Below are 21,648 nucleotides of genomic sequence, written 5' to 3'. Positions count from 1 at the left end.
CATTTTTAAATGTTGTAATTAGGGTTAACCTTTTGTAAACGATGTGTTTATATAAGGTTTTTTTTGTTTTTATAAGAAGCGTAAATCTTTCAGTATTAAGTTTTGTTTAACAATAAATCGTAATCATGTAACAAAACTGAGGAATTGTATAACAGGTTAAGCCGCTTCTGTTCGTTACTTTGTCAAAACAAAATCGAACTTAAAACGAATTACCTATGAAATTTCCATCACAACTTATCCAAAAGCAATTTGCTAGAGTCGGAAAAATATTTCCGAAGCCAACATTGCAAGGGGTTTCTTCTTTAGAGGCTAGTCCTAAGAACCCAGAATTAAAGAAGCAATTGGTATAAGCTCCCTTACTTATACTAAAAATTACTTTACATCATTTAATTAACAGTCTAACCAAAAACCAATACTCATGAAAACTATAGATATTAAAGCCACAAATTTGCAAGCAATGTTTCAAACTTTAAAAGGTGCCATAGGAGGAACATTTAAATCTCAGCTTAATGAAGGAGAATTATATATTGATAATGGATTAGGCAAAGGATTCATTAGAGGTATAGAGCTAGAAAGAGATACCATCTTTGTAGAATTTGATATTAAATTTAAAGAAGATGTAAAATTTGCCATAAAAAGTCCACAAAGAGCTGTAGCCAATTTCTTGTACTGTAAAGAAGGGAAGTTATCGCACTCTTTTATAAATTCAAACAAAACAAAAACGGTTGAAACATTTCAGACTGGGATTTCGGCTAATATTACCACCAATGAAAACCATATAAGCTTTTATAAAGACGTTTACGTAAATTCTACCATCATATCTGTAAACACCTCTAAAACGAGCTCTAGAGAACACCCTATTAACCAAATGGTGTCAGAGATTTTCATTAAAAACAAAACCGAAGATTACAGTTATACCGGATCTTATAATTTAAAAATTGCAGATAGCATTAACCAATTAAAAGCTATTAAGCAAAGTGGGGTTGTAAGAACCTTATTAATACAAGGGTTAGTGAATGTTATTTTAGCTATGGAAATAGAGCAGCATTCTATCGATTTAAAGAGTGCTGAAAACCCAACAGGATCTTTAACGAGCTTTGAGTTAAAGCAGGTCAAAGAATTATCAGATTACATTAACAATTTCCCGGAAACCAACTTAAGTGTTACTGAGCTTGCGGCTAAAATTTCTATTAGTCCAGCTAAAGTACAAGAAGGCTTTAAGTTAATGCACGGTAAAACTTTAAACAACTACATTAGATATGTAAGAGTTAAGAAATCTGAAGAATTAATTAAAAACACAGATTTAAACATTTCAGAAATTGTGTATTCTTTAGGGTTTTCTAGTAGAAGTTATTTCTCTAAGATTTTTAAAGCACAGTATAACTGTTCGCCAATAGAATACAAACAAAACATTAAGTTAGCTGCAACAGCATAATATATACTAAATTCTAAGTTTGGAGGTTGTGTAATGCATCACTATAAGTGGTCATTTACACAACCTCTTTCTGATTATAAACAAAAGATAAAATGAAATTTATACTTTTGATTTATGAATGATAATTTTACAAATGAATTCTTTGGTATTGGAATTCAAAATGGAAAAACACCCGAAAACTTAGGGGTACTTTGGCGATCGGCTCAAAATCTAGGCGCTAGTTTTATTTTTACCATTGGTAATCGGTATGCCAAGCAAGCCTGTGATACCCATAACGCCGTAAAGTCAATGCCGTATTTTCATTACGATACATTTGAAGATTTTTTTAATAACCTTCCTAAGGGCGCACGATTAGTCGGTGTAGAATTAACGGATGAGGCGGTTCCTTTAGAGACCTTTGAGCATCCTAGACGCTGCGTTTATTTGTTAGGGGCAGAAGATCATGGTTTATCGAGTCAAGCCATTGAAAAAAGCCATTTTTTAGTGAAATTCACTTCAGAATTTAGTCTAAATGTCGCTGTGGCCGGAAGCATTGTTTTATACGATAGAGGGCTTCCTAAGCCGCGTGTATAAGGTTATGCTTAAAAAGCATCATAGAATTCCTTAATATAAGCCCATAAAAAAAACCTTGAATAAAAGTATTCAAGGTTTTTTTACATTATACAATACGGTTTGGACGGGGTTTAGCCGTTCATAGAAATTAAAAATTCCTCATTATTTCTAGTTTGTTTAAAACGATCGTTGATAAACTCCATAGCTTCAACAGGGTTCATATCGGCTAAGTACTTACGCATTACCCACATTCTTTGAATGGTGCTATCGTCTAATAAGATATCATCACGTCGTGTACTTGATGACGTTAAATCAATAGCAGGGAAAATACGACGGTTAGAAATCTTACGGTCTAACTGTAATTCCATGTTACCGGTACCTTTAAATTCTTCAAAGATAACTTCATCCATTTTAGATCCTGTCTCCGTTAATGCTGTTGCAATAATGGTTAACGAGCCTCCGTTTTCAATATTACGGGCTGCACCAAAGAAACGTTTTGGTTTGTGTAAAGCATTGGCATCCACACCACCCGAAAGAATCTTTCCAGAAGCGGGTTGTACGGTGTTGTAAGCTCTTGCTAAACGTGTAATAGAATCTAAAAGAATAACCACATCATGGCCACATTCGACCAAACGCTTTGCTTTTTCTAAAACAATATTTGCAATTTTTACATGCTCATGAGCCTCTTTATCAAAGGTAGAAGCGATAACTTCACCACGTACATTACGTTGCATGTCTGTGACCTCTTCAGGACGCTCATCAATTAATAAAATCATTTGGTAAACTTCAGGATGGTTAGCTGCAATAGCATTGGCCACATCTTTAAGAAGCATGGTTTTACCTGTTTTTGGTTGCGATACAATCATACCACGTTGTCCTTTTCCTATAGGAGAGAACAAATCCATAATTCGCGTAGAAATTGTAGCTTGCTTATCGGCAAGATTAAATTTTTCCTCTGGGAATAATGGGGTTAAGTGTTCAAAAGCGACACGATCTCTTACCACATTAGGGTTTTGACCGTTAATTTTGCTCACTTTTATTAATGGGAAATATTTTTCGCCTTCTTTAGGAGGTCTCACATGGCCAAGAACCGTATCTCCAGTTTTTAATCCAAACAATCTAATTTGAGATTGTGAAACATAAATATCATCAGGAGAAGAAAGGTAATTGTAATCTGAAGATCTTAAAAATCCATAACCATCTTGCATGATGTCTAAAACACCTTCACTTTCAATGATCGCGTCAAATTCATAATCTGGCTCACGGTAGCGGTTTCTGCTATCCTTGTTACCATTATTTTTAGAATTGCTATTGTGTGTATTACCATCCTTACCGCGAGACGATCGGTTATCGTTGTTCTGAGAACGTCGTTTATCGTCTTTACGTGGATTTGGTTTCTTTTGGTCTTGAGACTTTGGAGCAGGCTTGCTGTCTTTTGTAGAAGCTTCTGTAGTAGTCGCTTTATCGCTTTGCGTTTTTTGAGCTTGAGGCTTGCGCTCTACAGGCTTTCGAGTTCTAGGCTTGCGTTCTTGTGGTGCTGCTTTAGGCTCTTCTTTTTTATCCTCTAAATCTAATGATTTCTGTTCGTTAGTATCTTTAGCGGCTGGTGCGGCTTTAGATTTCTGAGAAATTCGTGTACGTTTTTGAGGAGGTTTTGTTTGAGGCTCTTCTTTTTTTTCTGGAGCTTCTGTGGCCACCTTTGCTTTTACATCATTAGGGTTGGCCGCTTGGAAATCTAAAATTTGATATACCAAGTCTAATTTTTTTTGTGTACGGTATTTTGGTACGTTAAGTTTTTTCGCTATCTCCTGTAATTCAGGAAGTTTTTTAGCTTTTAACTGTGAAATTTCAAACATTCGTATGTTGTATAATGTATTATAATTATGATATTATTAATTCAATATTTTCTAAATGAAATAAAAAGAAAAAAAGTGAGATTAATTTGGAAGATTAGAAAGATGCACGTCAGTGTGTTAGTTCTTTCTATTGCAATAATACAATTTTATTTTAAAACAATTTCTATCTTTTTAAAAAATAAACTCCTAATTTTGCATTCGTTTTAGAGTAAAAGATATGATTCAACGCATTCAAACCTTATATTTATTTTTAGCTGCTGTAATTTCTTCGGCCTTAATATTCGTGTTTCATCTGTGGACCAATAGCGAGGGTGAAAAAGTATATGCTTTAGATAATTATTGGACCTTAGGCTTGTTTTTAGCCTCAGCTTTATTATCTTTGATTTCAATATTTAGATTTAAACACAGGAAGTCTCAATTTGTTTTGGGACGACTGAATATCATATTAAACTTTATTTTACTAGGAGTCTTTGTATATCAGTCTCTAAGCTTATCTGGAGAAATTAACGTTTCTGAGAAAGGTATTGGGGTGCTTCTTCCTATTTTTTCTATTGTGTGTTTAGTCTTGGCTAACAAGGCTATTAAAAAGGATGAAGATCTTGTAAAATCTGTAGATAGATTACGATGAACCTAAAATCTTAGTAGTATTAGTGTGAAAAACCCAAACGCTGCCGTTTGGGTTTTTTTTTGTTCTTTTTTTTATACTTCTGAATGAAAAAACAAGTTTTAATACACCTTGGAGGAGCGGTGTTATTAAGTATTTTACTTTATAAATCGGCTTCTTTTTCCATAGCGAATGCTGTCAGTATTGGCTTTGGTACCGCCTTTTTAAGTGGTTTATATGCCATAAAAAGGTCTAAAAAGTAGCGGTCTTTTGCCTCAACATTAAGCGTCAAATTCAATCACTTCTAAGTCTTTTATAGTCTTACCTTCAATTTTAAACCTTAGCATTGTTCTTACTTTATGAAACCCATGTTTGCCAGCAGCGCCAGGGTTCATATGAAGAAGGTTTAACTTTTTATCAGGCATAACCTTTAAAATATGCGAATGGCCCACAATAAAAATATCGGGTGGATTTTGAGTTAAAGCCTCTCTAACGGTGGCGTTATATTTAGGAGGGTAACCCCCAATATGAGTGATCCATATATCCATGCCTTCACACATAAACCTATTATGAAGCGGGAATTCCGCGCGTGCTTCCGTACCATCAATATTACCATAAACGGCACGTAAGGGTTTTAAGGCCTTAATTTTATCCGTAACCTCTAAGTCTCCAATATCACCGGCGTGCCAAACTTCATCTGCAGCTTTAACATGTTTTAGTATGGCATCGTCAATATAACTGTGGGTATCGGATAATAAGAGTATTTTTTTCATGTTGAAAATCTAAGCTGAGAATTAATTAAGTAGTGCGGTTTTACGCGTATAATGTCCTGAAAATTGCCAAAAGGGATAACTTTATATTTTAAGTTTTCATTAGCAACTAAAACAGTAACTTTGCACTTCAACAAAAGTAAGATTTCTATTGCGATTTTTCATTGAACTTTCATATAATGGTAGGGCTTATCATGGGTGGCAGAATCAACCTAATGCTATTTCTGTACAAGAGGTTTTAGAAAACGCCTTATCCACTATTTTGAAAACTAAAATAGTAATCATGGGGGCGGGGAGAACCGATGCCGGTGTACATGCCTCACAAATGTTTGCCCATTTTGATTATGAGGCGCATTTTGAACCTAAGGATTTGGTCTATAAGTTAAATTCTTTCTTACCTAAGGATATTGCTGTAGCTTCCATTTTTGAAGTTAAGCCCGAAATGCACGCTAGGTTCTATGCGACCAGCCGAACGTATCACTATAAAATTTCAACGAGAAAGAATGTGTTCGATTACGATTATTCGTATTTGGTTCACCATCCTTTAGATGTTGATGCGATGAATGCCGCTTGTAAAATCTTATTTGAGTATAAAGATTTTCAATGTTTTTCTAAAACAAAAACAGATGTAAAAACGTATCATTGTGATATTAAAGAGGCGTTCTGGACACAGCACAACGGACAATTGGTGTTTACCATAACGGCAGATCGCTTTTTAAGAAATATGGTTAGAGCTATTGTAGGCACGATGGTAAATATTGGCTTAGGAAAATTAAACCTTGAGGATTTACATCGTATTATTGCCTCTAAAAATAGAAGTGAAGCTGGGTTTTCGGTACCGGCACACGGCCTATATTTGGTGAAAATTGTGTATCCTGAAACGATTAAAATAGATAAATAAAGACATTATATTTTCCCTAAATAGCAAAGGGAATACATAGCATTAAGTTCCACATAAAAATGGCAGAAAAAGGAAAAAAAATATTTGATACTTCATTGTTCGCAAGGTTACTACAGTACATTAAGCCGTACCGTGCTGTATTTGTAATTTCTTTATTTTGCGTTGTGGGCTTGGCTTTATTTGGAGCTTTACGTCCGTATATTCTTAAAGAAGCCATTGATGTTAAGATTGCCAATAAAGCCTATGACGGTTTTATGCTATATATGGGCATTATGTTAGGCTTGCTCATTTTAGAAGTGGTCTCACAACTCTTATTTATCTATTATGCCAGTTGGTTAGGCCAGTCTGTGGTAAAAGATATCCGGGTGAAATTATTTAGGCATATGCTTAAATTTAAAATGACCTATTTTGATAAGTCGTCCGTGGGGGTGTTAATAACAAGAGCTGTTACAGATATGGAGCGTATTGCCGATATCTTTGGACAAGGGCTTTTCATGATTTTTAGCGATATTTTAAAGATGCTTGTTGTGGCAGGTTTTATGGCTTTTATAAATTTAAAGTTGAGTCTTATCGTTTTTGTCACTATGCCTATCGTATTGGTTGCGACTAAAATTTTTCAGAAGTATATGAAAATTGCTTTTGAAGATGTGCGTACTGAGGTTTCTAACTTAAATTCCTTTGTGCAAGAACGTGTAACTGGCATGAAAATCTTACAGTTATTTACGCGTGAAGATACCGAGTACAAACGCTTTAAAGCTATTAACGAGCGTCATAAAAAAGGTTGGTTAAAAACAGTATGGTATAACTCTATCTTTTTTCCAATAGCAGAATTTTTAGCGTCTTTAACAATGGCTATGGTCATTTTGGTTGGTGGTTTTGATGCCATTTCAGCGCTGCCAGAAACCAGCTTAGGAGATTTAATTTCGTTTACGATGTTTATCCCTATGTTGTTTAGGCCTTTAAACCAAATTGCAAATAAATTTAATACCCTTCAAATGGGAATGGTGGCTGCAGATCGTGTTTTTAAAGTATTAGATACAACTTCTAATATTGATGATTCAGGAACTATTGAAGCCACACATTTTAGTGGAACGATTTCTTTTAACGATGTGCGTTTTGCTTATGTAAAAGATGAAGAAGTGCTTAAAGGGATTTCTTTTGAAGTCAATGCCGGTGAAACTGTTGCTATTGTTGGTGCTACAGGGGCGGGGAAATCTACCATTATCAATTTGTTGAATCGTTTTTATGATATCAATTCGGGGACTATTAAAATTGATGATACCGATATTAAAGCGATGACCTTAACGTCATTACGAAGTCAGATTGCCGTGGTCTTGCAAGATGTGTTCTTATTTGCTGATACGATACTAAATAATATCACCTTAAATAACGAGAATATTACCGAGGAAGACGTGGTGAATGCGGCTAAAGCCATAGGAATTCATGATTTTATTGCCAGTTTACCTAACGGATATCATTATAATGTAAAAGAACGTGGGGTTATGTTATCTTCTGGACAACGCCAATTAATTTCATTTTTAAGAGCCTACGTAACCAATCCAAGTATTTTAATTTTAGATGAAGCCACCTCTTCTGTAGATTCTTATTCTGAACAGTTAATACAAGACGCGACGGATAAAATTACTGAAGGAAGAACCTCAATTGTTATTGCGCATCGTTTGGCTACAATACAGCAAGCCGATAAAATTATTGTTATGGATGCTGGTGAAATTGTGGAGATTGGGACGCACAAATCCTTATTAGAGAAAGAGCAAGGCTACTATAAAAATCTTTATGAAGTACAGTTTTTAAAAGCTGAAGCCGTTTAAATTTTATTTCAAGAAAAAACTGTAGCACTTCAACATTACGACACTTAGAGTATGAGTCTCGTCATAACGGAATATTTGCGGTGTACTTGCGTAATCCGTTTAAGCTATTAACTTAATTACAGCTACAGCAAGGGCTACAACCACTACAAGTGCCAATAGGCTAATTATAAAGAGGGTCATAACAAGCATAAACCGTGCAAAAGTTTCCCAAAAAGTAGATTTGAAAAGTCGTTTTAAAATGTAAAATAGATAAACGTAAAAAGGAATGGATAAGCAGCTTGTAACGATAATGTAATCAACTCCAAAGAGCATTAAAATTATTCCGGTAAGGGCTGTGATAATGATGGTTTGGGCCGAGTAGTATAAGCTGATTACCATATGCTCTGTAAAATTATAATGGCGCTCATTAATAATATAGTAAGTGAGCCAAGTGCCTAAAGCATAGAAAGGAACTGTAATAATATAAAACAGACCTTGGTATTTTGTGTAGTAATCTGGTGTAAACAGGTTTTGGTTATTCTTAAAATCAGCTGCTGTTAGCGACCATTCATTGGCTAAATCTGTACTAAATCCTAAGGAGTCTTTAAAGAAAGTATTCATTAAAAAAACTTGAATTCCAGCAAGGGTTAAGGCTACGGTAAAATATTGAAGAACATCAATATATTTCTTTCGGGTGCCATTAATATAGCCTAAAATAACATCTTCAGGTTGTTTGAATAAGTTTACAAAAGTGAGTAGTAACCTATTATCAATAGAAAGATATTGGGCATTAACTTGTTGAACAAGCGCCTTCGGTTGTAGGCGGTTATAAATAACTTTTGCGCCACATTCCCCACAATATTTTTGGGCCGGGCGGAGTTCGGATTGGCAGTTTTTACACCTCACTAGCCTAAATCATTTTTAATTTTTTCTCTAAGCTCATCGGTGTTTTTAAACATCTCAAACTCCCCATTTTTTATATAAGAAATTTGTCCGGTTTCTTCACTAACGCAAAGCGCAACCGCATCTGTTTTTTCGGTGATACCAATCGCTGCTCTATGACGTAATCCAAAACGTTCCGGGATATTTTTTTCGTTATTAACAGGAAGAATCACACGGGTGGCTTTTACCACATTATTATCAATAATAATAGCACCATCATGCAAGGGGCTATTTTTAAAAAAGATACTTTCAATAATAGGTTGCGAGACTAAAATGTTCATTTCGTCTCCGGTGTTGGTTAAAAAATCTAAATTATTATTGCGTTCTAAAACAATTAATGCACCGGTGTTAGAAGCGCCCATTTTGGTACAGGCATTAATAATGGCATCAATGTCGGTAGATGTAGAATCGTCGTTTTTAAGAAATTTAAAGTTCTTAAATAAATTGCGTTTTCCACCTAAATTTGTAGAGCCTACCATTAAAAGAAATTTTCTTATTTCTGGTTGAAACACCACGATAAGGGCAATAATCCCCACTTTCATAAAACCATCAAATATGCTGTAAAGCATGTACATATTTAGATAGTCGGTTAAACGCCAAGCTAAATAAATAACAAGAATTCCTATAAAAATATTAATAGCAACCGTGCCTTTTACGAGTTTGTAGATGTAGTAAAGTAATATGGCCACAAGGAAGACATCTACAAAGTCAATAAATCTAAAATCCCAAAGTTGTAAGTTTTCCAAAAGTGTCGTCTTTTTGCTAATTTAACAATTTATGTTTAGTCACGAAGAAAAATCTTGGATTGTTATAGGCATTCAGAGTGATTATAAAAAACAGATATCTTCAAAATTGCTTTAGGGTGATACTCTGTAAACTGATTTTTATTGTAGTATTTTTTTCGTGGATTTTAAGGATTACCTAACAAATAGGGGGAACGATTTTATTTAATACACGTATTCGGTAGAACTTATATTAAACTGATTTAATTCAACAGCTTGTATTTGAGATTTGACGGAAATATAATCCTGAAAGCTTAGATTTTTATCAAAATAGAGCTGTATTGAAAATTCAGTGACTCTTTTCTCTTCAGAATAAGAATGTTTTCCATTGATCATTTCAGTTACTTCGTCTACAATGTTAAATTTATTAAAGTTATTAATTTGTATGGGAAGTTGCAGATGGTAATCTGAGACGATGCTGTCTTTATTTGTTTCTTGCGGTATAAGAGCAATTATAGGTTGATCAGTGGCTTCTGTGAATTCATAATACACATCCGTAAACTCCAAAAACCCTAAATTCCCAATACTTGTATCGTTACAGGTAAAATAATTTTTAGCAGCTTCGTTTTTATGCATTTTAGCATTGCGCTTTTTATTTTGCATTAAAACAATCTTGGGAATGGCTTGGTTTAGTGTTAAGCGCTTATCAACATTGATTAACCAATTGGTTGTGCTAATTAGATTCTTACGATTTAAAAGCGTGGAATCGGGTAGGGTTTCGTCATAAAAAATATAAGCAGGGGAGACGTCTAGAACTTCGGTGACCTCGGCGTTTTTAATTTCAGGTAATAGTAAAGTGCGTTCGTTATTACAGCTAAAGCAGCAGAGTAAAACAAGAATTATAAGAGGGCGCATAGCGTTATTGAGATATAAGATTATGGTATAAAGTCACACATTCCATCGCTTCTTTGACATCGTGTGCGCGTAAAATTTTAGCCCCTTTTTGTAAAGCGACCATATGTAAAGCCGTGGTGCCGTTTAAGGCCGTATCGGGAGTGTTGTTTAACGTTTTGTAAATCATTGATTTTCTAGAAAGACCTGCTAAAACGGGTAAGTTGGTGAGTTGAAGCAATTCTAATTTATTAAGCAATTCAAAATTTTGTGCTCTTGTTTTTGCGAAACCAAAGCCTGGATCAATAATAAGATCTACGATGTTTTCTTGGCGTGCGGCAGCGATGCGTTCGGCAAAATAGCTTAATAGATCCTTGACTAAATCGTTATATTCCGTTTGTTGTTGCATGGTTTTAGGATCTCCTTTCATATGCATCATCACATAAGGCACGCCTAAGGCGCCTACAGTAGCCAGCATGGCGCTATCTAGTTTTCCAGCTGAAATATCATTGACTAAAGCCGCGCCCGCACTAATACTCTCTTTAGCAACCGTACTTCTAAAGGTGTCAATAGAGATTAAGGTTTTAGGGAAATGGTCTAAAATCAATTTAATCACCGGAATAACACGAGCTAATTCTTCGGCTTCAGAAACAGAATCCGCATTAGGCCTCGAGCTATAACCACCAAGATCAATAAAAGTGGCACCAGCGTTTAGCATCTGTTCAACCTGCGCTAATAGCTGATCGGGAGCTTTGTATTTTCCACCATCAAAAAAAGAATCTGGGGTGACGTTAAGAATCCCCATCACTTTTGGTGTTGTTAAATCTATGAGTTGACCTTTACAATTTATTGTCATATGGTTAAAAAATGCTAAGTTTAAAATCTAGAGATTAAAGGTGTTTTTGCTCGCGTTGTTTTGTAATCTGATGACAATGAGAAATCCCGTCTGAAGGCGGAATTCCTTTACGAGAAACAAAATAAGAGCAAACCTTGAACTTCTAATTTATTTGTCCGAAATTTACGGAAATTTTAATGTAATAAATGCAAGATACTTCAAAACAATACGATGCCGTTATCGCTAAGTGCCGCGCCCTTTTTGTTAATAAAATGTCCGATTACGGAAGTGCATGGCGCATTCTAAGGTTACCGTCGTTAACCGATCAAATTTTTATTAAAGCGCAACGTATACGAGGCTTACAAGAAAATGACGTAAGAAAAGTAGATGAAGGTGAGGTGAGTGAATTTATTGGGATTATTAATTACTGCCTTATGGCTCTTATTCAATTGGAAAAAGGTGTTGTAGAGCAGCCCGATTTAAATACCGAAGAAGCTACTGAGCTTTACGATGAGAAAATAGCACTAACAAAGCAATTAATGCTCGATAAAAATCACGATTATGGTGAAGCTTGGAGAGATATGCGTGTTAGCTCTTTAACAGATTTAATTTTGCAAAAACTTTTACGGGTTAAGCAAATAGAGGATAATGCCGGGAAAACTCTGGTAAGTGAAGGTATTGATGCAAATTATCAAGACATGATTAACTACTCTATTTTCGCTTTAATTCATTTAAATGAAGCTAATTAATAGCTTAATTTTTCTGAAACAGAATCCCTGTACAATACTAATATTATTAAAAAGAAATTCTTGAATTGTCAAGAATAACACATCACACTATGAAATACTTAGTCCACCTTAGTCGCCTATTCACGGGAATATTATTTATCATTTCCGGATTCATTAAACTCAATGATCCGCTAGGGTTTTCGTACAAGTTGGTAGAGTACTTTGGTGCCGATGTCTTAAATTTAGAATTTTTAATCCCATATGCTTTAGGAATATCCGTTATTGTTGTGGTTTTCGAAGTGGTGTTGGGGGTATTTTTGCTCATTGGCTACAAACCTAAATTTACCGTGTGGAGTTTACTGTTAATGATTGTGTTTTTCACCTTCCTAACGTTTTATTCGGCTTATTTCGATAAAGTAAAAGATTGTGGCTGTTTCGGAGATGCATTAAAATTAACGCCATGGGAAAGCTTTACTAAAGACCTTGTGTTATTAGTATTGGTACTGATCTTATTTTTCGGAGTTAAATACATTCAACCTCTATTTGCTAAGCTTCCAACAACGGTGATCGCTCTATTGAGTTTTATAACCTCATTATGGTTTGGTTACCATGTGCTCATGCACTTACCGGCTATAGATTTTAGAGCTTATGCTATAGGAAACAATTTACCTGAAGAAATGGCAACCCCAGAAAATGCGCCTAAACCGGTGTTAGAATACACCTGGACTTTTAAGGTGAATGGGGACGAGGAAGAGTTTGTTACCAATGGGAGTTATCCTAGTGTTGATGGTGAATTTGTAGGGGTAGAAACCGAAACTATTGATGAAGGTTACGTTCCTGCTATTCAAGATTTTTCTATTGAATCTGATGATGAAGATCTAACCGATTATTTTTTAGGAAAAGACAAACTCATCATGGTGACTATGTATAACGTGAAGAAAGGAGAAGCTGAAGGGATGATGAAGTTGAAAGCCTTTACAGAAAAAGCGAGTAAGAAAGGTTATACGGTTATCGGACTCTCTTCGTCTGGAGCTGTAGATAAAGCGCAAGCAAAAGCAGAATATGGTTATAATTTTGAAACTTACCTCTGTGATGAAAAAGTCGTGAAAACCATTGTACGTGCTAATCCAGGTGTTATTGTATTACACCAAGGAACCGTGGTTAATAAAGCGCATTGGAATGATCTAGACGATGTAGAGCTATAAGGGTTTACGTAGGTTTTAAAATGAATACTTCAAAATGATATCTAAATAATTACTTTCTATTGATTAATTATCTCTTCCATAAAATAGGCTATGCATGCATCACTTTGTTGGGGGTGATTACGGTAATATTCTTTTTGTTTAACATTTTGCCGGGTGATCCCGCCAAGATGATGCTCGGGCAAAATCAAACTGAAGCTCAAGTGCAAGCGGTGAAACAGAAATACGGATTTGATCAACCAATAGGGACTCAATTTTTATATTATTTAAACGATTTATCTCCGCTGTCGTTTCATGCAACGAACCCAGAGGATTATACCTATTTGGCGCCCAATAAATATACGGCTACGGAATTGTTTCAAATTGGACAAACCATCACGGTATTAAAAGCGCCTTATTTACGTGAGTCCTTTACAAAACAAGGGAAAAAAGTCACTCAAGTTATAGGAGAAACCCTTCCTAATACCTTTGTTTTAGCCGTTTCAGCAATTATGATAGCGATATGTTTAGGGATTATCTTCGGCATTATTTCAGCCTTGTATAAAGACACTTGGATAGATAAAAGCATACAGGTCTTAAGTACTTTGGGGATGAGTGTGCCTTCCTTTTTTAGTGCCATTTTATTTGCTTGGTTGTTTGGGTTTGTATGGCATAAATATACAGGCTTAGAGATGACTGGGAGTTTGTATGAGCTCGATGATTTTGGAGAAGAAATGACAATACAGTGGAAAAATCTTATACTTCCTGCTGTGGTATTGGGCATACGACCTTTGGCTGTGGTCATTCAGTTGATGCGGAATTCCTTACTCGATGTTTTAAATCAAGATTATATCAGAACCGCGAGAGCTAAAGGATTAACAGCATTTCAGGTGATAAAAAATCACGCTGTTAAAAATGCTTTAAATCCCGTAGTAACCGCTATTTCGGGTTGGTTTGCCTCAATGCTCGCTGGGGCCGTTTTTGTGGAGTATATTTTTGGATGGAATGGCTTAGGTAAAGAAATTGTAAACGCTTTAAATACGCTAGATTTACCGGTAATTATGGGAGCCGTCTTAGTGATAGCAATCCTATTTATAACGATTAATATTTTTGTAGATATTATTTATGCTTGGTTAGATCCGCGGGTTAAATTATCCTAAAGAATTACTGAGAAATGTCAATAAAACTTCCCCTTTAAAGTGTTACTTTTGTTAGAGAATTTTTTTAAAATCAATATACATATATTATGAGAAAGCATATCGTAGCCGGAAACTGGAAAATGAATAACGATTTAGCACAATCGGAACTCTTAATAACTAATTTATTAAGGCAAAATAAAACCTCAGATGCTGAAGTTATGATTGCGCCGACCTTTACAAATTTAAAACAAGCTTTTGAGTCTTTAAAAGATAATACTATTGAAGTTATTGCTCAGAACATGCACTTTGCTGAAAATGGAGCATATACAGGAGAGATTAGTGCAGCAATGTTGAAAAGTGTTGGTGTTAAAACCGTTATTTTAGGACATAGTGAGCGTCGTGCTTATTTCAATGAAACAGATGCTACCTTAGCTAAAAAAGTTGATGCGGCTTTAGCAAACGACATGAGAACAATCTTTTGTTTTGGTGAAGAGCTTCAAGACCGAAAGTCTGATAACCATGAAGCGGTTGTAGAAGGGCAAATTAAAAATGCCTTATTTCATTTAGAAGCTGATGCTTTTAAAAATATCGTTTTAGCGTATGAGCCTGTTTGGGCCATTGGTACAGGTGAAACGGCAAGCCCAGAGCAAGCACAAGATATGCATGCTTTTATCAGAAAAACCTTAGCAGATAAGTATGGTAGTGCTGTTGCAGATTCTGTTTCTATTTTATACGGAGGAAGTGTAAAGCCTGCTAATGCTAAAGAGATTTTTGGTAAGCCAGATGTAGATGGTGGTCTTATTGGAGGAGCAGCGTTAAATGCTGAAGATTTCTTTGCAATTGTTAATGCGTTTTAAATAGCAGAATCACAATAATTCTTATTAAAAAGTCCTTAGTGCTTTGGTTTGTTCCTGAGTGTTAAGGACTTTTTAGCGTTTTATAGTCTACGTTCTTAAAGCGTCATGATTTCATCCTTATGACGCCACTTGGGCTTTCGTTTGGGTTCTTATATTATCCGTTATTTAGGCTTATAAAACTAAAATATGATGCATTGGGATGGTTGTGGTGCTGAGTTTAGCCTTAGGGTTACATTTTAATTTAGCCTAAAAATAGACGTTACTCCACCAAGGATTAGTAAATTTGCAAAAAAAAAGAGAATAATGTCTGAAATATATATAGGTTATACATTTAAGGTAAGTCCTTTACAACCTGCGGTAGAAATTTTAATTGCAGAATTAGGCTATGCTGGTTTTGAAAGTTTTGTAGAGAATGAAGAAGGCGTTATTGCTTATATTCAAAAGGAAGAATGGGAGGCAAATATTATGGATAATATTTTTATCCTTAATTCCGATGAGTTTGAAATAAGTTATACGTTTGAAGAGATTGCCCAAACCAACTGGAATGAAGAATGGGAGAAGAACTTTAATCCTATTATTGTTGATGATTTGGTATCAGTACGTGCACCGTTTCATGAAAAACCAGATACGAAATTCGATTTGGTTATTGAACCTAAAATGAGTTTTGGAACCGGACATCATGAAACGACTCATATGATGATTCAGCATATTTTAAAAAATGATTTTAAAGGGAAATCAGTTTTAGATATGGGTTGTGGTACGGGTGTTTTAGCCATTTTAGCTGAAAAAGTAGGAGCTGCCAAATTAGATGCTATCGATATTGATAACTGGTGTTATTTAAATAGTATTGAAAATGTTGAACGTAACCAATGTGAAAATATTTCGGTATACGAGGGGGATGTAAAACTTTTAGACGGTAAGCACTATGATAGCATTATTGCGAATATCAACAGAAACATATTACTAGCGGATATCGCGGCCTATGCTAAAGCTTTAAACCCTAATGGGACCTTATTTCTAAGTGGTTTTTATGAAGAAGATATTCCTTTAATTGAGGCAGAATGCAATAAAAACATGTTAAAATTAAGCGAAACTCTTCAAAAAGGCCCTTGGGTTTCCCTAAAATTTATAAATTAGTAGAAGTTAATAATTGAGTTTATTGGGTTGATTGTGATGTGATTACCCGAGTAAATGCTAAAATCCATTTACGCTATGACAAAAGAAAAATACGCAGAAGAGCTCTTGTTAGAAGAGGTAGAATTAAAGCAGAATGAAATTGTATTATTTAATGACGAGGTCAATACTTTTGATCATGTTATAGATACACTTATTTACGCTTGCGACCATGTCCCTGAACAAGCCGAACAATGTGCGCTTTTAGTGCATTATAAAGGAAAATGTACGGTAAAGACAGGATCGTACGAAGATTTAAAACCAAGGTGTTCTAAGCTATTACAAGCTGGACTTAGTGCAGAAATAGTATAAATAAAAATCCCACTCAAAGTGGGATTTTTTTATAGCTTAAAATGGATCATTTTATAAGGTAGACGGACAAACAAAATCAGTTGTTTTAAGGTCGGTCTTTTTAATGGCTCCAAAACCACCGGCAATATCAATCAAATTATTATAACCTCGCGCTTTTAAAATTGAAGCGGCTATAACAGAGCGGTAACCTCCAGCACAATGCACGTAGTAGGTATCGTCCTTGTTTATGGCATCCATATTATCGTTAATAAGGTCTAATGGAAAATGAGTAGCGTCCTCTAAATGCGTGGATTGGTATTCGCCATCTTTACGCACATCTAAGATATGAAGAGAATCAGCTTTAGCACGTTGAGCAAAGTCTTCAGCAGAAATAGATTCTAAACTAGACACGTCTTTACCGGCATCTTTCCAAGCGTCTAATCCACCTTCTAAATAACCTAAGGTATTATCATAGCCCACACGAGATAAGCGCGTCACGGCTTCTTCAGACTTTCCTTCAGGAACAATTAAAACAATAGGTTGTTTAAGGTCTTTTATTAAAGCACCAACCCACGGGGCAAATTGTCCGTTAAGTCCTATGAATATTGAATTTGGAATATGTCCGGCTATAAAATCAGCTTGTGTTCTTACATCTAAGACTAAGGCCGATTCAGTATTGGCAATACGTTCAAATTCTTCAGGTTGAAGCGGTACGTTTCCTGTTTTTAACACAGACTCAAAAGCATCATAACCCATTTTGTTCATCATCGCATTTTGTGCAAAATACTGTGGAGGCGGGGCAATACCATCAAGAACCTCTTTTATAAATTCAGCTTTAGTCATGTCTGCACGTAAAGCGTAGTTGGTTTTCTTTTGATCGCCTAAAACACCAACAGTTTCTTTGCTTAAGTTTTTTCCACAAGCCGAACCAGCACCATGTGCAGGGTATACAATAACATCATCGGCTAATGGCATAATTTTTTCACGTAGCGAATCGAAAAGCATGCCTGCTAAATCTTCCTTCGTTAAGTCCGATTTAATAGCCAGATCAGGGCGTCCTACATCGCCTAGAAATAAGGTGTCTCCAGAGAAAATAGCATGATCTTTTCCGTTTTCATCAATTAATAAATAGGTAGCAGACTCTAAAGTATGTCCAGGAGTATGCAATACTTTTAGGCTTACTTTTCCTAATTTTAATACCTCGCCATCCTTAGCGGAGTGCATATCGTATTCCGTAGTAGCGCCAGGGCCAAAAACGATAGTAGCGCCTGTTTTTTGTGCTAAATCTACGTGTCCTGAAACAAAATCAGCATGGAAATGCGTTTCTAAAATATATTTAATTTTAGCCTTGTTGCTATCCGCTTTATCAATGTATTGCTGTATTTCTCTAAGAGGATCTATAATGGCAACTTCGCCTTCAGATTCTATATAGTAAGCCCCTTGTGCTAAACAGCCGGTATATAATTGTTCTATTTTCATAAATAATAAGGTATTTAATGTAAAGGTAATAAAGTTCAAATTTTTGAACCGTAATAAATGATACGATTGGCCTTAAAAGAGCTCTTTGTATACAATATAAGTGGCCATAAATATGGTAAAATAGCCAAAGCCTCTTTTTAATTTTTTAGCACTTATTTTTTTCGATAGGGCAAGTCCTATAAAAATTCCTACTATAGAAATAGTCGTAAAAGTAATAAGAAACTTCCAGTCGATACTTAAGGTCTTTAAATCGCCTAAAAACCCAACTAGCGATTGAATTGAAATAATAAATAACGAGGTGCTAATCGCTTTTTTAATCGGTAATTTCACCAATAATACTAAGGCTGGTACAATTAAAAATCCACCACCAGCACCCACAAGTCCTACTAAAGCTCCAATACCAATGGCCTGTGTACTAATAGCAAAATAATGAGTGTTATCAAAAGTTTTAATAACAAAATCGTCATTAACTTGCTTCGATTTTATCATAGACCAACCGGCTAATAGCATAATAAAAGCAAACAGCAACATGATAAAAAGTGAATTGGTCAGTGAAAATCCGCCGATAGAAAATAAGACTTCTGGTAAATTAGGGATCACCAAACTTCTTACCATAAATACCGTAATTATAGACGGTACCGCAAAGATAAGAGCCGTTTTAAAATCAATATTTCGCTTTCTAAGATTTCGTAAAGTTCCTACTAAAGAGGTGCTTCCTACTACAAATAATGAATAGCCAGTCGCTGCAATAGGACTAAAATTTAAGAAATACACTAAGATAGGAACCGTTAAAATTGATCCTCCACCTCCAATGAGCCCTAATACTAAACCTACAATAAGTGCACCTGTATATCCTAAAATTTCAATAAGTTCCATTTAGTGAGGTAATTTTTTCATGAGTAATCCGTAAACGTAGGTGCCTAATAAAGCCCCGAAAATCACAATTAAAATAGAAAAAGCGCCTGTACCAACTAAGATATACATTGGACCAGGGCAAGCGCCACTTAAGGCCCATCCCAATCCAAAAATAGTACCGCCAAAGATATAGCGTTTTAAACCTCGATTTTTCAAAGGAACTTTTAAAGTGCTTCCTTCTAAGGTTTGTATATTTTTACGTTTAGAGAAGGCTAATAATAGTATCCCGGTAGCTACCGCAGTTCCAATAATTCCGTACATGTGGAAAGATTGAAATTTAAACATTTCATAAATACGGTACCAAGATACAGCTTCTGATTTCACTAAAACAATACCGAAAAAAATACCGACAATAAAGAATTTTATATACTTGGTCATAACTAAAATAAGATTGGAAAAATTAAGTGAATCATAATTAAACCGCCAACAAAAAAGCCAATAACAGCAATTAAAGAAGGTAGTTGTAAGCTACTTAAGCCTGTAATAGCGTGGCCTGAGGTACATCCTCCAGCATAGCGTGTTCCAAAGCCTACAAGAAATCCACCGATAAGAAGAATTGCTAAACCTTTAAAGCTTAATACCGCATCCCAACTAAAAAGTTCAGGCGGTAAAAGATTAGCTCCGGCATTATTAAATCCTAATGCCTCTAAATCGCTAATGGTACTCGCGCTAAGATCTATCGGTTCAGGACTTGTTAAGCCGTATTGTGCTATAAACCCACCAACAACTGCGCCTAGAACAACAACAAGATTCCAAAGTTGATTTCTCCAATCGAACTTAAAAAATTCAACACGTTTCCCTGCGCCACCGATGGCACACATTGTTCTAAGGTTTGAAGACATCCCAAAGGTTCTTCCAAAATAAAGAAGCAAAAACATGATAATTGCAATACTAGGGCCAGAGATATACCATGGCCAAGGTTGAGAAATATATTCCATAAATTTAATTTGATGCAAAAATAAAGGACAGTTTTTTAGACTGTGCAATAAATGTTACTAAAATTCTAAAACACGTATTTTATTACGTCCAAGTTCTATTTTTTCTTCGCGCTCTAGTTGTTTTAATAAACGCGAAATGACAACTCTAGAGGTATTAAGGTCTTCCGAGATTTCTTGATGCGTCATTTCTAGAGTGGTAGAGGCCGTTAGTTTTACGTGATCTTTGAGGTATTTAAATAGACGCTCATCCATTTTCATAAATGCAATGGTATCTATAGTCTCTAGCATCTCGTCAAAACGAATTTGGTAACTCTGAAGAATAAACTGACGCCAGCTCTCATTGGTATTAAACCATAATTTCATTTGGGCTATAGGAATCATAATAACCGTGACCTCGTCATCTGCGATAGCTCTTATTTTGCTTACAGATTTAACCATACAACAGGTTAAAGACATAGCGCAGGTGTCTCCAGATTCTAAGACGTATAAAAGCAATTCATCGCCATTATCATCTTCTCTTAAGACTTTGATATTTCCTTTTATTAATAAAGGAATGAAATTTAATTCTTGACCAATGTCTATAATGATATCTAGTTTTTGATAATTTTTTAAAAGTGCAACATGAGCAATACTCTCAATTAATTCAGTATCGAAGAGGTATTGAAAGGGCTGTAATAAATCTTTAGAAATCATATTTCAAAAATAAATAAAAAAATTTGGTTGTAATTAAATAAAAGTGTTATATTTGCACCCACAAAAAATGGCCTCGTGGCGCAACTGAATAGCGCACTTGATTACGGCTCAAGAGGTTACAGGTTTGAATCCTGTCGAGGTCACAACACTAAAAAGCTTTCAAGAAATTGGAAGCTTTTTTTTATGCTAAAAATTTAGAGATCTTTATAAGGTAAAACGCTTCTAAAAGCTCTAGATTAATACCAATCTTAGGTGTTAAAGCATTACAATTTATACAAATTATAAAAAGGAGTTGCGCAATATTGTTACAGTGTAAGTAGCTTATGCGCACTAAATAGAGCTTTTCTTTAATTTTAAATCTTAAAGGTGGGTTTAGAACGGTGAGCTTGTACTAGTAAGTGGTGTAATTATAGTAAAATGTCCTTAGAGCTATGGTAAGTAAGGGGCTGTTATGAGATTTGGAATCTAGGGTCTTAAGAAAAAAAGGGTATGTTGCATAACTTTATGCAAGGCTGCTATTCAATAGCATTTTTGGTCACGTAAACGCGCCAAGCAATAATAGCCATCTGTAGTTTGTTGGCTTTGCTAAGGTCTAACTGCTGTTTAGAGTAGCTCGGTAAAAGGGCTTTGTTAACTTTTGCTATGAATTTAAAGAATGCTGTTTTCATAAGTTATCGGGATAACAAAGACGATTAGGTTTTAAGGTTTTGGCTTTAATTGTAAAAATAGTAAAACTTATTCTAGAACTAAGTTTTACTGTTGTTTTGATTGAGAAATTAAGACGTTTCAATTTTAAAAGGTTGAAATTATAATTTCAACAACGAATGAGATTAATGTGATCATAATGGTTTGGTTTTAGAGGGTTAGTATTATTTTTTTTCGATTGAATTCTCAATATATATTTTCAACATACTATGTTCCAAGTGATTTGACAAAAA

25 protein-coding genes and 1 tRNA gene are annotated in these 21,648 nt (G+C 35.1%); 14 read left to right on the top strand and 12 right to left on the bottom strand.

Translation table 11 applies throughout. The features are described from left to right. Window positions 1–215: 215 nt before the first annotated feature. The 3 genes from ACFQ13_RS09500 (at window position 216) to ACFQ13_RS09490 (ending at window position 2,008) form a co-directional block, all read left to right on the top strand. Complete coding sequence (locus ACFQ13_RS09500) at window positions 216–350, top strand: hypothetical protein (protein ID WP_386116633.1); 135 nt, start codon at window positions 216–218, stop codon at window positions 348–350. 68 nt (window positions 351–418) lie between these two features. Next, the gene (locus ACFQ13_RS09495) at window positions 419–1,435 is read left to right on the top strand and encodes a helix-turn-helix domain-containing protein (RefSeq protein WP_386116631.1); all 1,017 of its coding nucleotides are present in this window, start codon (window positions 419–421) and stop codon (window positions 1,433–1,435) included. A 114-nt stretch (window positions 1,436–1,549) separates the two neighbouring features. Then, window positions 1,550–2,008 carry an RNA methyltransferase gene (locus ACFQ13_RS09490; protein WP_386116629.1) on the top strand — a complete coding sequence of 153 codons (459 nt, stop codon included), beginning with the start codon at window positions 1,550–1,552 and terminating at the stop codon, window positions 2,006–2,008. Between the two features lie 110 nt (window positions 2,009–2,118). On the opposite strand, the gene rho is transcribed toward ACFQ13_RS09490, so the two are convergent. Next, window positions 2,119–3,843 carry a transcription termination factor Rho gene (gene rho, locus ACFQ13_RS09485; protein WP_386116627.1) on the bottom strand — a complete coding sequence of 575 codons (1,725 nt, stop codon included), beginning with the start codon at window positions 3,841–3,843 and terminating at the stop codon, window positions 2,119–2,121. Between the two features lie 217 nt (window positions 3,844–4,060). Here rho and ACFQ13_RS09480 point away from each other — a divergent pair, with 217 nt between their 5' ends. After that, window positions 4,061–4,471 carry a DUF4293 domain-containing protein gene (locus ACFQ13_RS09480; RefSeq protein ID WP_114308726.1) on the top strand — a complete coding sequence of 137 codons (411 nt, stop codon included), beginning with the start codon at window positions 4,061–4,063 and terminating at the stop codon, window positions 4,469–4,471. 83 nt (window positions 4,472–4,554) lie between these two features. After that, a complete protein-coding gene (locus ACFQ13_RS09475) occupies window positions 4,555–4,710 on the top strand; it encodes a hypothetical protein (RefSeq protein WP_386116624.1) in 156 nt (51 codons plus the stop codon). Between the two features lie 18 nt (window positions 4,711–4,728). On the opposite strand, the gene ACFQ13_RS09470 is transcribed toward ACFQ13_RS09475, so the two are convergent. Continuing rightward, window positions 4,729–5,220, bottom strand: a complete 492-nt coding sequence (locus ACFQ13_RS09470; protein ID WP_386116621.1) for a metallophosphoesterase family protein — start codon at window positions 5,218–5,220, stop codon at window positions 4,729–4,731. 148 nt (window positions 5,221–5,368) lie between these two features. Between ACFQ13_RS09470 and truA the strand changes: the two genes are divergently transcribed. Further along, window positions 5,369–6,118, top strand: coding sequence for a tRNA pseudouridine(38-40) synthase TruA (gene truA / locus ACFQ13_RS09465; protein WP_386116619.1), 750 nt, complete (start codon window positions 5,369–5,371; stop codon window positions 6,116–6,118). A 59-nt stretch (window positions 6,119–6,177) separates the two neighbouring features. Further along, on the top strand, window positions 6,178–7,947 hold the full coding sequence (locus ACFQ13_RS09460; protein ID WP_386116617.1) for an ABC transporter ATP-binding protein: 1,770 nt from the start codon (window positions 6,178–6,180) through the stop codon (window positions 7,945–7,947). A gap of 99 nt (window positions 7,948–8,046) precedes the next feature. Here ACFQ13_RS09460 and ACFQ13_RS09455 read toward each other — a convergent pair whose 3' ends face one another. The 4 genes from ACFQ13_RS09455 to folP all read right to left on the bottom strand — a co-directional run bounded on the left by ACFQ13_RS09455 (window position 8,047) and on the right by folP (window position 11,337). Continuing rightward, window positions 8,047–8,832 (bottom strand): DUF3667 domain-containing protein, encoded by a 786-nt coding sequence (locus ACFQ13_RS09455; protein ID WP_386116614.1) that lies wholly within the window; start codon window positions 8,830–8,832, stop codon window positions 8,047–8,049. Beyond that, on the bottom strand, window positions 8,832–9,614 hold the full coding sequence (gene cdaA / locus ACFQ13_RS09450) for a diadenylate cyclase CdaA (protein WP_114308731.1): 783 nt from the start codon (window positions 9,612–9,614) through the stop codon (window positions 8,832–8,834). Before cdaA ends, ACFQ13_RS09455 begins: the two co-directional genes overlap by 1 nt. A gap of 201 nt (window positions 9,615–9,815) precedes the next feature. Then, window positions 9,816–10,505, bottom strand: coding sequence for a hypothetical protein (locus ACFQ13_RS09445; protein ID WP_386116612.1), 690 nt, complete (start codon window positions 10,503–10,505; stop codon window positions 9,816–9,818). 4 nt (window positions 10,506–10,509) lie between these two features. Then, complete coding sequence (gene folP / locus ACFQ13_RS09440) at window positions 10,510–11,337, bottom strand: dihydropteroate synthase (RefSeq protein WP_386116609.1); 828 nt, start codon at window positions 11,335–11,337, stop codon at window positions 10,510–10,512. A gap of 185 nt (window positions 11,338–11,522) precedes the next feature. Here folP and ACFQ13_RS09435 point away from each other — a divergent pair, with 185 nt between their 5' ends. From ACFQ13_RS09435 to ACFQ13_RS09410, 6 genes are all read left to right on the top strand, one after another. Beyond that, complete coding sequence (locus ACFQ13_RS09435; protein WP_386116606.1) at window positions 11,523–12,065, top strand: DUF1599 domain-containing protein; 543 nt, start codon at window positions 11,523–11,525, stop codon at window positions 12,063–12,065. Window positions 12,066–12,154: 89 nt separating this feature from the next. Continuing rightward, window positions 12,155–13,249 carry a BT_3928 family protein gene (locus tag ACFQ13_RS09430; RefSeq protein ID WP_386116603.1) on the top strand — a complete coding sequence of 365 codons (1,095 nt, stop codon included), beginning with the start codon at window positions 12,155–12,157 and terminating at the stop codon, window positions 13,247–13,249. A gap of 59 nt (window positions 13,250–13,308) precedes the next feature. Further along, the gene (locus tag ACFQ13_RS09425) at window positions 13,309–14,385 is read left to right on the top strand and encodes an ABC transporter permease (protein ID WP_386116600.1); all 1,077 of its coding nucleotides are present in this window, start codon (window positions 13,309–13,311) and stop codon (window positions 14,383–14,385) included. A gap of 86 nt (window positions 14,386–14,471) precedes the next feature. Beyond that, window positions 14,472–15,221, top strand: a complete 750-nt coding sequence (gene tpiA, locus ACFQ13_RS09420) for a triose-phosphate isomerase (protein ID WP_386116597.1) — start codon at window positions 14,472–14,474, stop codon at window positions 15,219–15,221. A gap of 303 nt (window positions 15,222–15,524) precedes the next feature. Continuing rightward, window positions 15,525–16,358: a 50S ribosomal protein L11 methyltransferase gene (gene prmA, locus ACFQ13_RS09415; RefSeq protein WP_386116594.1), complete on the top strand. Its 834-nt coding sequence runs from the start codon at window positions 15,525–15,527 to the stop codon at window positions 16,356–16,358. 75 nt (window positions 16,359–16,433) lie between these two features. Further along, the gene (locus ACFQ13_RS09410) at window positions 16,434–16,706 is read left to right on the top strand and encodes an ATP-dependent Clp protease adaptor ClpS (protein WP_114308739.1); all 273 of its coding nucleotides are present in this window, start codon (window positions 16,434–16,436) and stop codon (window positions 16,704–16,706) included. Window positions 16,707–16,757: 51 nt separating this feature from the next. Here the strand turns inward: ACFQ13_RS09410 and ACFQ13_RS09405 are convergent, their stop codons facing one another. The 5 genes from ACFQ13_RS09405 to ACFQ13_RS09385 all read right to left on the bottom strand — a co-directional run bounded on the left by ACFQ13_RS09405 (window position 16,758) and on the right by ACFQ13_RS09385 (window position 20,710). Then, entirely contained in the window at window positions 16,758–18,164 is a 1,407-nt protein-coding gene (locus ACFQ13_RS09405; protein WP_386116591.1) for an MBL fold metallo-hydrolase, read from the bottom strand. 72 nt (window positions 18,165–18,236) lie between these two features. Beyond that, window positions 18,237–19,040: a sulfite exporter TauE/SafE family protein gene (locus ACFQ13_RS09400; RefSeq protein ID WP_386116589.1), complete on the bottom strand. Its 804-nt coding sequence runs from the start codon at window positions 19,038–19,040 to the stop codon at window positions 18,237–18,239. Then, window positions 19,041–19,457 carry a DUF6691 family protein gene (locus tag ACFQ13_RS09395; RefSeq protein WP_114308742.1) on the bottom strand — a complete coding sequence of 139 codons (417 nt, stop codon included), beginning with the start codon at window positions 19,455–19,457 and terminating at the stop codon, window positions 19,041–19,043. Between the two features lie 2 nt (window positions 19,458–19,459). Continuing rightward, complete coding sequence (locus tag ACFQ13_RS09390; RefSeq protein ID WP_114308743.1) at window positions 19,460–20,017, bottom strand: YeeE/YedE family protein; 558 nt, start codon at window positions 20,015–20,017, stop codon at window positions 19,460–19,462. A gap of 57 nt (window positions 20,018–20,074) precedes the next feature. Next, window positions 20,075–20,710, bottom strand: coding sequence for a Crp/Fnr family transcriptional regulator (locus tag ACFQ13_RS09385; protein WP_386116586.1), 636 nt, complete (start codon window positions 20,708–20,710; stop codon window positions 20,075–20,077). 69 nt (window positions 20,711–20,779) lie between these two features. Here ACFQ13_RS09385 and ACFQ13_RS09380 point away from each other — a divergent pair. After that, window positions 20,780–20,853, top strand: a tRNA-Arg gene (locus tag ACFQ13_RS09380). A 372-nt stretch (window positions 20,854–21,225) separates the two neighbouring features. On the opposite strand, the gene ACFQ13_RS09375 is transcribed toward ACFQ13_RS09380, so the two are convergent. Next, window positions 21,226–21,378 carry an SsrA-binding protein gene (locus ACFQ13_RS09375; RefSeq protein ID WP_114308745.1) on the bottom strand — a complete coding sequence of 51 codons (153 nt, stop codon included), beginning with the start codon at window positions 21,376–21,378 and terminating at the stop codon, window positions 21,226–21,228. Between the last annotated feature and the right edge of the window lie 270 nt (window positions 21,379–21,648).

The organism is Winogradskyella rapida (genome assembly GCF_042675845.1).
GTDB lineage: Bacteria > Bacteroidota > Bacteroidia > Flavobacteriales > Flavobacteriaceae > Winogradskyella > Winogradskyella rapida.
This window is presented reverse-complemented; position numbering and strand designations above follow the sequence as displayed.